Raw genomic sequence first — 12,642 nt, 5'->3', positions numbered from 1 at the left:
GGCGGAGCGCCGGCGCGTCGCGGGGCGCTTCAGCCCTCGACGAGTGCCGCGTCCGGACGGCGCTCGTCCCACCGCGCCCACGCGTAGACCAGCAGGCCGCCGACCGCGGTCGCCGCGCCGACGTAGCCGGTCGAGGTCCAGCCCAGCCCGGCGCTGATCGCCAGCCCGCCGAGCCACGGCCCGAGTGCGTTGGCGGCATTGAAGGCGGCATGGTTGGACGCGGCGGCCAGTGTCTGCGCCTCGCCGGCGACGTCCATCAGCCGGGTCTGCATGACCGCGGCGAGCGCGCCCATCGTGCCGACCGCGACCACCGCCGGCAGCATCGTCCACAGCGCGTGCGCGGCCAGCGGATAGAGCAGCAGCACGGCGGTCGACCACAGCAGGATCACCGGCGCGGCGCGGAACTGCAGCCGATCGACCAGCCAGCCGCCGACCAGGTTGCCGATGATCGAACCGATGCCGAACACGCCCATCGCCACCGGGATCCAGCCGTCGGCCACGCCGGTGACTTCGGTCAGCGTCGGCGCGAGATAGCTGAAGGCGCAGAACATGCCGGCAAAGCCGATCGCACCGATCAGCAGGGTCAGCCAGACCTGCGAGGTGTTGAACGCACGCAGCTCGCGCAGCGGGGACTGGCGCGGCTCGGCCGGGTCCTCGGCCAGGAAGCGCGCGACCAGCACCACCGTCAGCGCCGCCACCGCCGCCACCAGCGCGAAGGTGTAGCGCCAGCTCAGCGCCTGCCCGAGCCAGGTCGCCAGCGGGTTGCCGACCAGGATCGCGACCGACAGCCCCAGCATCACCCGGCTGATCGCCGCGCCACGCCGGGTGGGGCCGCCGATCGACGCGGCGACCAGCATCGCCACGCCGAAGTACGCCCCGTGCGGCAGCCCGGCGATGAAGCGCGCCGCCATCATCGTGGCGTAGCCGGGCGCGAACGCGGTGGCGAGGTTGGCCAGCGCGTAGAAGCCCATCAACGCCAGCAGCAGCGTGCGCCGCGGCAGCCGCGCGCCGCCGATCGCCAGCAGCGGCGCTCCGACCACCACGCCCAGCGCGTAGGCGCTGATCAGGTGGCCAACCTGCGGCTCCGTGACACCGAGGTCCTGCACCAGGCTCGGCATCAGTCCCATCATCGCGAACTCGCTGGTGCCGATGGCGAAGCCGCCGACCGCGAGCGCGAACAGGATCGCGGCGTAACGGGCGCGGTTGCGCTGGTGGGCGGTCGGGGTGGGGGCGTCGGTCAAACCGGGGTCCTTGCGGGAATCGACCGCGTATTGTGCGCCGCAGCACGGTGGACCGGGATAACGTCGGATGAAACAGGGTGTTGCAGCACACCGGGGCCTTGGCCGCATCCGGCTGACACATTCGTAGGAGCGACGCGAGTCGCGACCCACTGACATCGCGGCAAGTGCGTTCAACGCGCATCCCGTTTCGTCCATCGATATCCCGCGTTCATCACGGCGACTGGACGGGTCAGTGGGTCGCGACTCACGTCGCTCCTACAAACCGCGTGCCGGAAAGACGAACACGCGATCTGAACCATTCATCCGCCGTCTCACCGATTGCGACACGTTGCTGGCCTACTGCGCGCCTTTGGCGGGAGCGGAATACATGGGGCGGGCAGGTGCGCAGCGGGACGACGGGCAGCGCGCGGGCGGGGCGCTGGCGGCCGCCGAGAGGCCCGGCGCCACGGAGACCACCGGCCACGACCTCATGCGTCTCGACCGCCTCGAACCGCTCGACCCCGACGCAACCCTGCCGGTGCGTGCACACCGCCGGCGCGGCGATGGCGCCGCCCTGACCCAGGCGCTGTCGAAGCGCTACGCCGACCGCATCACCGGCCACTTCACCATCCCGGGCCGCGAGGGCGACTACGCGCCGATCCCGGACGACGTGCCCGCCGCGCTCGCCTCCGCCCTGCGCGCACGCGGCGTCGACCGCCTCTACCGCCACCAGTCCGACGCCTGGCACGCCGCGCAACGTGGCGAGAACACCGCCATCGTCACCCCGACCGCGTCGGGCAAGTCGCTGTGCTACACGCTGCCGGTGGTCAGCGCGGCGATGCAGGGCAATGCGAAAGCCCTCTACCTGTTCCCGACCAAGGCGCTGGCGCAGGACCAGGTCGCCGAACTGCTCGAACTCAACCGCGCCGGCGACCTCGGGGTCAAGGCGTTCACCTTCGACGGCGACACTCCCGGCGATGCACGCCAGGCGATCCGCCTGCACGGCGACATCGTCGTGTCGAACCCCGACATGCTCCACCAGGCGATCCTGCCGCACCACACGAAGTGGGCGCAGTTCTTCGAGAATCTGCGCTACGTCGTCATCGACGAGATCCACACCTACCGCGGCGTGTTCGGCAGCCACGTCACCAACGTGCTGCGCCGGCTCAAGCGGATCTGCGCGTTCTACGGCGTGACCCCGCAGTTCATCCTGTGCTCGGCGACGATCGGCAACCCGGCCGAACATGCGCGCGCGCTGATCGAGGCGCCGGTGCACGCGATCACCGAGTCTGGCGCGCCGACCGGCGACAGGCACGTGCTGCTGTGGAACCCGCCGGTGATCAACGCCGACCTCGGCCTGCGCGCCTCGGCGCGCTCGCAGGCCAACCGCATCGCCCGTATCGCGATCAAGGCCGGGCTGAAGACGCTGGTGTTCGCGCAGACCCGGCTGATGGTCGAGGTGCTGACCAAGTACCTCAAGGACGTGTTCGATTCGGACCCGCGCAAACCGCCGCGCATCCGCGCCTATCGCGGCGGCTACCTGCCGACCGAGCGCCGCGCGGCCGAGCGCGACATGCGCGCCGGCCACGTCGACGGGATCATCTCGACCTCGGCGCTGGAGCTGGGCGTCGACATCGGCTCGCTCGACGTCGTCGTGCTCAACGGCTACCCCGGTTCGGTCGCGGCGACCTGGCAGCGCTTCGGCCGCGCCGGCCGGCGCCAGCAGCCGTCGCTCGGCGTGCTGGTCGCGAACTCGCAGCCGCTCGACCAGTACGTCGTGCGCCACCCGGACTTCTTCGCCGACGCCTCGCCCGAGCACGCGCGCACCGCGCCGGACCAGCCGCTGATCCTGTTCGACCACATCCGCTGCGCCGCGTTCGAGCTGCCGTTCGTGGTCGACGAGGCGTTCGGTCCGATCGAGCCGGAGGTGTACCTCGAAGCATTGGCGGAAACCGAAGTCGTGCACCGCGAGGGCGACCGCTGGGAGTGGATCGCCGACAGCTACCCGGCCAACGCGGTGTCGCTGCGTTCGGTCGCCGACGGCAACTTCGTGGTGGTCGACCGTACTGGCGGCAAGCAGCAGATCATCGCCGAGGTCGATTACTCGGCGGCCGCGCTGACGCTGTACGAAGGCGCGATCCACATGGTCCAGAGCACGCCGTACCAGGTCGAGCGGCTCGACTGGGAGGGCCGCAAGGCCTACGTGACGCGCACCCATGTCGACTACTACACCGATTCGATCGACTACTCGAAACTGAAGGTGCTCGAACGCTTCGACGGCATCGACGCGGGTCAGGGCGACTGCGGCCACGGCGAAGTGCACGTGGTCCGGCGCGTCGCCGGCTACAAGAAGATCCGCTACTACACCCACGAGAACATCGGCTACGGCCCGGTCAACCTGCCCGACCAGGAACTGCACACCACCGCGGTGTGGTGGCAGTTGCCGCAGGCGACGCTGCTGGCGTGGTTCGCCTCGCGGCAGGACGCGCTCGACGGTTTCCTCGGCGCCGGTTATGCGCTGCACGTAGTGGCGACGGTGGCGGTGATGGCCGACGCGCGTGACCTGCAGAAGGCAGTCGGCAACGGCGACGGCGCGTGGTTCGCGACCGCCGACGCGAAGGGGCGTGGGCAGCTGCGCGGGGTGGAGGCGCCGGTCGAGGGCCTGGCGATCGCGCCGGGTGCGCGTGCGCGGTTGCCGCTGGATGCGCATGGCGATTACGTCGAGGTGCACCGCAACAGCGAAGGTGCGGATGTCACCGGGACCGAGGATCGCGGCCATCGCACGAACGTCGCTGCGACCCGACAACATGACCCGGACGACCCGTCGATGCATCCGGTGTCGTGCGATGCCGGTGCTGCCGCGCGTTCGACACGCGACGCGATGCCGGCGGCCGGAGCCGCCGACGCGGCCATCGAGGTCCACCAGTTCGTGCCGACCATCTACCTGTACGACAACTTCCCCGGCGGCGTCGGCCTGAGCGAACCGCTGTGGACGCGGCAGGCCGAACTGGTCGCGCGTGCGGTCGAGCTGGTCGAGCGCTGCGACTGCAAGGCCGGTTGCCCCGCCTGCGTCGGCCCGGTGCTGGCGGCCGACGAGGCCGGCAATGGCGGCGCGACTCCGAAATCGCTGGCGCGGCGGGTGCTCGGATTGCTGGCGGAGGTGGCCGGGTGAGCGCGACCGACCGCGGCTTCTGGCGCCTTTGTAGGAGCGGCTTCAGCCGCGATCCCGAACCGTCCGCCCGCGCCACCTTCCGATCGCGGGTGAAGCCGCTCCTGCAAAAGCCCGATCACCCGCGGGCGCCCCGCCTCCGGGGTAGGAGTGGCGGCGGCATGCCGTTGCCGGTCAGTCGCGACCTGTACATGGCTTCGAGCGTTCGGCGGGTCGCGAGTCGCATCGCTCCTGCAACGGATCATCCGTGCGCTGGCCGGGTTGACCTCACCCGCCGTCCGCCGTCTTCCGCCCCCGTCCCGCGGTGACCCACCCGTGAGCATCACCCTCGACCGCCTGCGCGCGCTCAAGCGCCAGGCCGGTGCACCGCCCGCGCCGCGTCGCCAGACCACCGCGCGCCACCCGGACGCCGCGGCCGTGCCGGACGCCGGCCCCGTGGCGATACCCGGCGACACGACACGGACGGCAGCCGTCGCCGCGTCGCCCTCCGCAACACCCGATCCGGGTTCCGGTTCCGCCGCGCCACTGCTGTCGCCGCTTCCGTCACCTTCGCCACCGCGATCGCCGTCACAGGCGCCTGCGCCCTCGCGTTCGCTACGGTCGTCGTCGTCATCTCCGTCCCCGCCCACCGCCACCTCGCTCGACACCCTGCGCCGCCTCCTCGGCGTGCGCGAACGCAAACCCGTCTACCCCGCCGCGCGCGGCCCGGTCGACCGAAGCCTGCCGGGCGAGGAGATCGCCCCGGGCCTGCGCCTGATCGAGGCCCACCTGCCATTCGCCGCGCCCACCGAGGCGCTGCCGCTGGCGTTCGCCAAACGCGATGACGCGGTCGACCCGCGCGACCTGCTGTTCTTCGATACCGAGACCACCGGACTGGCCGGCGGCACCGGCACCCGCGCGTTCCAGATCGGTGCCGCCGACTGGCACGTGCACCCGGTCCACGGCGACGGGCTGCGCGTGCGCCAGCTGCTGATTACCACGTTGGCCGCCGAGACCGCGATGCTGCGCGAGTTCGCGCGCTGGCTGTCACCGGCCACGGTGCTGTCGAGCTATAACGGCCGCTGCTACGACGCCCCGCTGCTGAAGACGCGCTACCGGCTGGCGCGGCTGGCCTGCCCGATCACCCCGCTCGACCACGTCGACCTGCTGTTCCCGACCCGCCGCCGCTACCGCGGGGTGTGGGAGAACTGCCGGCTGGCGACGATCGAGCGCCGGCTGCTGGGGATCGTGCGCGAGGACGACCTGCCGGGTTCGGAAGCGCCGGCGGCGTGGCTGTCGTACCTGCGCGGCGGCTCGTCCGCATTGCTGCGGCGCGTGTGCGCGCACAACCACCAGGACGTGGTGACGCTGGCGCGGCTGATGCTGCGGCTGGTGGAGGTGGATGCCGGTACGGCGCAGTGCCGTGATCCGCAGGGAGCCACGGCGGCCACCCCGGCAGCGGTGCGTCCCGCCGCGTTTACACGGTGAACACGGGGCCGGACGCAGGCTTCGCCGGACGTCTCACCGGAGCACCACCGTGACCCGATTGCCCATCGTCCCTGTTGTCGTCCTGCTGCTCTCCGTCGCGGCGTGCACCGCCATGCCGCCCGCGGACGTACCGCCGCCGACGGCCGGTGATGCATGCAATGCCGACCCCGTTTCGTGGGCGATCGGCCATGCCGCCACCGCCGAAGTCGTCGAGCGGGCGCGGGTCGAGAGCGGCAGCAACGATGTGCGCGTGATCGAGCCGGGGCAGGCGGTGACGATGGACTACCGCGGGGACCGCCTGAACATCGACGTCAACGAGCGCGGCGCGATTACCGGTCTGCGCTGCGGCTGATGGCGCCACGGGTGGCGCGCGGCACCGGTGAAAATCCTCTGCCTGCAACCGCCGTGTTGAAGCGGCAGCGCTGGACTAACCGGCGCATGCCGGCACCCCGATAAACGCCTGCCTCAACGCGCGACGTCGAGCGCCTCGTGCTTGGCCGCGCGCCGCTGGCCCGGCGACAGGCTCCAGTCGTTGCCGAACAGCGCCGATTGCCAGTCGCCATAGCTCGGATTGGGCAGCATCCACCAGCGTTGGCCGAACCATTCCCCGTGCGTTTCCATCAGCTGCCGATGCGCGGCGGGGGTGTTGGGTTCCACCTTGGCGAAATCGCCGAGCTGGTCGCCGAACTGCATCAGCACCCGGTACCGGCGACCGGCCAGCCGGCGGCGGCACGCCTTGTCGCCGCTGTCGTGCGCCTCGCACCCGTCGACGACGGTGCCCTTGCCAAGGAACACCGACTCGTCGGTGACCGGCAAACCCGCCGCGCGCAAATTGGTGATCGTCGCCGCCTGCATCGCTTCGGTGCGATTGGTGATGTAGACGATAGTGACCCCGCGCGCGCTTGCGGCCTCGGCGAACTCGACCGCGCCCGGCACCGCCACTGCCTTCTGCTCGGCGACCCAGGCCGCCCACGTGGCGGAGTCGTACTCCAATCCGTCGCGGACCAGGCGTGCCTGGTAAGGCGAGTTGTCGAGCACGGTCTCGTCGACATCGACGACCACCGCCGGAGGTAGCGCGTCGGCCGGATTGCCGCGCTCGCCGGCCACCAGTGCGTCCCACTCCGGATCGGCCAGGGCCTCGTCGAGCTGCTGGGCGGCCGCGCGCCAGGTCTGCGTGGCCGCGGCGCGGTACTCGGCAGAGGCCTGCATCCAGAGCACGGCGTTGAGGTTGTCGTCGGCCGCGGGAACGGTGGCCGGCGGCGCAGACCGGGACAGGGATGCGTGCTGACACCCGGCAAGGGCAAGCACGATGGCGGTGGGAATCAGCAAAAGGCGCATGCTCGGGGCCGGTCGAAAACCCCGGATTCTAGCGCTCGCCCGGCGCCTCCAACTTGTTCCGGAACGTGAACGCGCCCGGGCTCCGATGGCGTGGACATTAATATTTCGTTCACGTATACCGACCGGGTGGCCCGTGGGGGAACCGCGCCGGAGCCACCCTCCTTCAACTGAGAACCGCCCGGTACCGCCGGTCGGGAGGAGGCTCTTTCATCTTTCAGCAAGGACCAGAATGAGCAAGTACGAAACGGGGAAAGTCGCTCCTGCCCGCAGTCCGGTCCGTTCGGCATTGTGCCGGGCGATCGCGGGCTGCCTGCTCGCGGGTGTGATGTTGCCGGCCGCAGCGCAGGACGCCGGTTACGAGGAACAGGGGAAGATCGGCGACGCGGCCAGCTGGCGCAGTGACGAATTCAACGCCGACTGGGGCCTGGCCGCGATCGGCGCGGAGTATGCCTACGCGCGCGGCCTGACCGGTTATGGCATCCGGCTCGGTGTGTTCGACAGCGGGTCGGCCATCGCCCATCCGGAGTTCTCCGGCCGCGATCACCGCAGCATCCGCATCGCCGACCTGCTGGCGGACGGCAGCCTGTGCGCGAGCGACTCGATCATCGCCGGTGCCGATGCGTGCTTCATGTCGGATGGTGACCAGGTTGCCATCGACTACTTCCACTACACCGACGACGATCGCGCGCTGGTGCAGTACCTGACCGACATCGGCTATTTCTACCCCTGGGTTCCCGAATACCTGGAGTCGCTCGCCGGCTTCCAGTACGGCACCCATGGCACCCACGTGGCCGGCACCATGGCCGCCGGTCGCAATGGCACCGGCACCCACGGCGTCGGCTACAACGCCGACCTGAGCGTCGCACGACTGTTCTCGCACAGCTACGCGGATCTGTTCGCGATGATCGGCGAGCCCGGTGGCGAGTCCTACGCCAATGGTCCCGACAGCAGCGCGGTCGCCAGCATGTACGAGCAGATGGCGGCGCACGGCGTGCGTGCGATCAACCACAGCTGGGGCCTGAGCGTCGAACCGACGACCGCCGCCGACATGGACGCCCTGTACAGCAGCGAAGGCGTGCCGGAGTACTTCGCGACCTACACCGATCCGTCGGTCAACGACCACATGATCCAGGTGTTCGCCGCCGGTAATAACTACGGAGAAATCGCCGGCATCTACGCCACCCTGCCGCGCTGGGTGGAAGAGGCCGAGCCCTACTGGTTGAGCGTGACCAATCTCGCGCCGACTGGCGAACTCGACGCCAGCTCCAGCATCTGCGGGCTGAGCGCCGAGTGGTGCATCACCGCGCCGGGCACCGACATCGCCTCGACCGTGGTTGGCGGCGATATCGAAGGCGAGCTGTTGTACGACGGGGACGGCAACTTCATCGGCTACGACATCACCGCGCAGAACCCGGAGTACGGCTACGGCTACATGACCGGTACTTCGATGGCGGCCCCGCATGTCAGTGGTGCACTGGCGCTGCTGATGGAGCGTTATCCGTACCTCGACAACGCGCAGATCCGCGATGTACTGCTGACCACTGCGCGCGACCTCGGTGCGGCCGGTGTCGACGAGATCTACGGCTGGGGCCTGATGGACCTGCAGAAGGGCATCGAAGGGTACGGTCAGCTGAGGGTCGACACCGATATCGTCATGAACCAGAGGGCCGGCGGCGCCAAGGTGTGGGAAGGCGCGGCCTGGGACGACTGGACCAACGACATCGGCGGGCCGGGCCGCATGACCAAGTCCGGTATCGGCTGGCTGCGACTGAGCGGCGACAACAGCTTCGGCGGGCTCACCGTGCGTGAGGGCGTGCTCGAACTGACCGGCCGTAACGCACTGGGCGACACCGTGGTCGATGGCGGCGTCGCGCTGGTCGCGTCGGGCGGCGTGCTCGACAACATGGCCACGGTCAACGGTGGTTGGCTGCAGGTGGACGGCACCCAGCGTGGTGCGTTGCTGGTCAACGCGGACGGCCACCTCGGCGGCAGCGGCACGGTGGGCGACACCACCGTCGCGGGCACCATCGCACCGGGCAACTCGATCGGCACGCTGACAGTCGACGGCGATTACGTGCAGCTGGCGGGCTCGACCTACATCGCCGAAGTCGCTCCGCCGGATGCTTCCGATCGCATCGAGGTGACGGGCACCGCCACGCTTGAAGGCGGCACGGTGCGGGTGGTCGACGGTGGCAGCGAGTACCTGCTCGGCCAGACGTACGAGATCCTCAGTGCTGCGGGCGGTATCACCGGCCAGTTCGCCGACATCGACAGCCAGCTGGTCTCGCCGTTCCTCGCGTTCGGTTTCGACTACAGCGCAAGCGGCGTCGGCCTCGGCGTCGTGCGGGGCATGGCACTCGCCGAGGCCGCGACCACTCCGAATCAGCTTGCCGTGGCTGGCGCGGCCGATGCCATGGCCGATACCGCCCCGCTGTTGATGACGCTGGTGCAGATGTTCCCGCAGCAGGCGCAGGGAGCGTTCGATCTGCTCGGTGGCGAGTTCCATCCGGCCGCGCGCGCGGCACTGGTGGAAGACAGCCGCATGGTCCGCGAAGCCGCGCTGGCACGTGCGACGCCGGTGCTGTCCTCGCTCGACGACGGCGAAGCGGTGACCGCAGCCTGGGCGGAAGCCTGGAAGAGCGGTGGCAGCATGCAGGGCAACGGCAACACCGGCGCGGTCGAGCGTGACGGCAACGGCCTGCTGGTCGGCGTCGATCACCGCTTCGCCGGCGGCTGGCGAGTGGGTGCCCTGGGCGGCACCGGCCGTAACGACATCGACCTGCGTTCGCGTGCGTCGAGCGGCGACGTCAAGCACCGTCACCTCGGCGTGTACGGCGGCAACCAGTGGGGCGCGCTCGCGTTGCGGGCCGGTCTGATCCGGGCCGACCAGGAGATCGACGGCGAACGCAGCGTTGCCTTCGCCGACGTCGCCCAGTTCCTGCACACCGAATACGACGCCACGACCACACAGGCCTTCATCGAGGGCGGTTACGTGCTCGGCCGCGAGACGTGGACGCTGGAGCCGTACCTGCAGGTGGCGCGGGTCGACGTCGACACCGACGCGTTCACCGAGGAAGGTGGCAGCGCCGCACTGACCGGCAGCGATGCCGAAACCCGCGCGACCCTGTCGACCCTGGGTGTGCGTTTCGACGTCAACCTGTCGGGTCCGCAACCGGCGGCGACCGGTCTGCACCTGCGCGGCGGCATCGGCTATCGTCACGCCTCCGGCGACATCGACTCCGAGGGCGCGCATGCGTGGGAGGGTGGCGAGGCGTTCACCGTCACCGGCGCACCGCTGGCCGAGGACTCGACCGTGGCGGAAGCCGGCATCGCGGCATGGCTGGGCGAACGCAGCCTGCTGGAGTTCAACTACAGCGGCCAGTACGCCGACGAGGCGCGCGACCACGGCGCCAACGTGCGGTTCTCGCTGAAGTTCTGATACTGCGTAGATGAGGTAGCGGCAGGGGCGGCTTCGGCCGCCCTTGCCACATGAAAAAGCCCCGGCCGGAGCCGGGGCTTTTCCTTACTTCCTGCGAGGCAACGCTCAGTCGACCCGGGCCTGCAGGCTCATGCCGGAGAAGGCCGCCTGGCCGGACACCAGGATGTAGTAGACCCCCGCCGCCGGATTGCGCAGGCGGATCACCTCGGAGTTGCCCGGACGGTTGGACGCGTGTTCGTGCGCCTCCACCGACGGGGCTTGGCCGAAGCTGGCGTACAGGCTGGCGTTGCCGGTGCCGCCGAAGGTCATCAGGTTCAACATCCGGGCGCCTTCCGCCACCTCGATGCTGTAGAGCGTGCTGCTGCCTGCCGCACCGGAGAGGTTGCGGAGCGTCACGCCGTCGGTGAGCTCGATGGCGTCGGGGCCGCACTCCTCGGTTTCGGGATCGCAGGGCACCTCGAGTGCCTTCTCCAGGGCATCGGCGGCGTCGAGCAGGCCCGCGCCGATTGGGCGGTCCGGGGTGGCCGGGAACGGTCGCGCGCTGTCCTTGAGGATGGCTTCGATTTCGGCCGGCGTCTTCGGCGCACCGCCGCCGGCGACCACGGCGCTCTGGATCAGCGCCACCACGCCGGCCACGTGCGGCGAGGCCATCGAGGTGCCGCCCATGCCGAAGTAGGTCGGCTCGCCAAGGTCGGGCGAGGTCGCCGAGTCGTTGCCGGCCTGCCAGACGTACCCGCCGGGGTTGCCGTCGACGCCGCCGCCGCCGCCCGGACCCGCCAGGTCCACCAGCTCGCCGTAGTTGGAATACGACGCCCGTCCGCCGGTGATGCGCGCCGCGCCGACCGACAGGACGTTGTCGCAGCTGGCGGGGCTGTAGTTGGCGACGTTGTCGTTGTCGTTGCCGGCGGCCACCACCACGGTGGCGCCGAGTGCGACCGCCTGGTTGATGGCGGTCTGGCTGATCGACGCGCAGCTGCCGTTGCCGCCGAGGCTCAGGTTGATGACCTCCGCCGGCGTTTCGTTGGCCGGCACGCCGGGCACTTCGCCGCCGGCGGCCCAGACGATCGCGTCGGCAATGTCGGACGTGTAACCGCCGCAGCGCCCGAGCACGCGCACCGGCAGCACCTTGGCGTCATGGGCGACGCCAGCCATGCCGGTCGCGTTGTTGCTCAGCTCGGCGACCGTGCCGGAGACATGGGTGCCGTGGAAGGAGCTGTCGGACACCGGCGAACCGGCGTAGCACTCGTCGGCTTCGGGGTTCCAGTCACCGTGGTCGTACGCGCCGGGCACGCGCTCGTCGGTTTCGCGGCGCGACACGAAGGCATCGGTGATGAAGTCGTAGCCGGGCAGCATGTTCGCGTCCATGTCGGGGTGCGGGACGATGCCGGTGTCGAGCACGGCTACCACCACGCCTTCGCCCGTCGAGACGTCCCAGCCGGCGGTGGCGTTCATGCCGCCGGCGGTGTCTTGCAGGTGCCACTGGTACTGCTGGAAGTACGGGTCGTCGACGGTCAGCTGCGGCTGCACGTCGGTCAGTCGGGTATTGCGCGCTGGTAAGCCGGTGTGCCGCATCATCCGGTCGACCTCGACCGAGCGCACCGCCGGGTCGGCCGACAGCTCGCGCACCAGCGCGTCGAGCTCGGAGGGACCGACCTTGTGCGACAGCCGGACCAGGTCGGCACCGACCGCGAGCTTGCGCATGTAGCGGGCGGTCGGCGCGGCCTGGCGGGCTTCGGCCGCGGTGCGGACCCGCCGTGCGGCGTGGGCACGGCTGGCGGCCGCGTTGACCGTCTGCAGCTTCTGCGCGCGGGCAGTGGCTCCGTCGCGGTAGTGCACGATCAGGCGGGCACCATGCTCGGCCTGGCCGGCGGGTGCGGCGATCGGCTTGGCCTGCAGCGGCGTACCGATTCCGGCGAGCGCGGCGGGCGCGGCCAGCGAGGCGGCGATGACGGTGGCGAGCAGGGTGACGCGGGTCTGGTTCTTGCGCTTCATGTCGATTCCTTCTGAGT

At 70.3% G+C, this 12,642-nt stretch carries 6 protein-coding genes and 1 pseudogene; 4 read left to right on the top strand and 3 right to left on the bottom strand.

Annotated features, from left to right (window positions below):
* Nucleotides 1-29: 29 nt before the first annotated feature.
* Complete coding sequence (locus U8331_RS00465) at nt 30-1,130, bottom strand: MFS transporter (protein ID WP_481132857.1); 1,101 nt, start codon at nt 1,128-1,130, stop codon at nt 30-32.
* A 580-nt stretch (nt 1,131-1,710) separates the two neighbouring features.
* Between U8331_RS00465 and U8331_RS00460 the strand changes: the two genes are divergently transcribed.
* From U8331_RS00460 to U8331_RS00450, 3 genes and pseudogenes are all read left to right on the top strand, one after another.
* The gene (locus U8331_RS00460) at nt 1,711-4,392 is read left to right on the top strand and encodes a DEAD/DEAH box helicase (RefSeq protein WP_481132856.1); all 2,682 of its coding nucleotides are present in this window, start codon (nt 1,711-1,713) and stop codon (nt 4,390-4,392) included.
* A gap of 645 nt (nt 4,393-5,037) precedes the next feature.
* Nucleotides 5,038-5,856, top strand: a pseudogene (locus tag U8331_RS00455) (ribonuclease H-like domain-containing protein); the annotation flags it as partial.
* 49 nt (nt 5,857-5,905) lie between these two features.
* Nucleotides 5,906-6,208 carry an I78 family peptidase inhibitor gene (locus tag U8331_RS00450; protein WP_481131676.1) on the top strand — a complete coding sequence of 101 codons (303 nt, stop codon included), beginning with the start codon at nt 5,906-5,908 and terminating at the stop codon, nt 6,206-6,208.
* Nucleotides 6,209-6,321: 113 nt separating this feature from the next.
* Here U8331_RS00450 and U8331_RS00445 read toward each other — a convergent pair whose 3' ends face one another.
* Nucleotides 6,322-7,194, bottom strand: coding sequence for a 5'-nucleotidase, lipoprotein e(P4) family (locus U8331_RS00445; RefSeq protein ID WP_481131675.1), 873 nt, complete (start codon nt 7,192-7,194; stop codon nt 6,322-6,324).
* 325 nt (nt 7,195-7,519) lie between these two features.
* Between U8331_RS00445 and U8331_RS00440 the strand changes: the two genes are divergently transcribed.
* Entirely contained in the window at nt 7,520-10,633 is a 3,114-nt protein-coding gene (locus U8331_RS00440; protein WP_481131674.1) for an autotransporter domain-containing protein, read from the top strand.
* 105 nt (nt 10,634-10,738) lie between these two features.
* Here the strand turns inward: U8331_RS00440 and U8331_RS00435 are convergent, their stop codons facing one another.
* Nucleotides 10,739-12,625, bottom strand: coding sequence for a S8 family peptidase (locus U8331_RS00435; RefSeq protein ID WP_481131673.1), 1,887 nt, complete (start codon nt 12,623-12,625; stop codon nt 10,739-10,741).
* Nucleotides 12,626-12,642: the final 17 nt, after the last annotated feature.

The organism is Lysobacter sp. CC-YZS074, from assembly GCF_056739745.1.
This window is presented reverse-complemented; position numbering and strand designations above follow the sequence as displayed.

Bases quoted from the DNA above. Each gene is read 5' to 3' on its own strand.
- U8331_RS00465 (WP_481132857.1), bottom strand. From the start codon at position 1,130: ATGATGGGACTGATGCCGAGCCTGGTGCAGGACCTCGGTGTCACGGAG.
- U8331_RS00460 (WP_481132856.1), top strand. From the start codon at position 1,711: ATGCGTCTCGACCGCCTCGAACCGCTCGACCCCGACGCAACCCTGCCG.
- U8331_RS00445 (WP_481131675.1), bottom strand. From the start codon at position 7,194: ATGCGCCTTTTGCTGATTCCCACCGCCATCGTGCTTGCCCTTGCCGGG.
- U8331_RS00440 (WP_481131674.1), top strand. From the start codon at position 7,520: ATGTTGCCGGCCGCAGCGCAGGACGCCGGTTACGAGGAACAGGGGAAG.
- U8331_RS00435 (WP_481131673.1), bottom strand. From the start codon at position 12,625: ATGAAGCGCAAGAACCAGACCCGCGTCACCCTGCTCGCCACCGTCATC.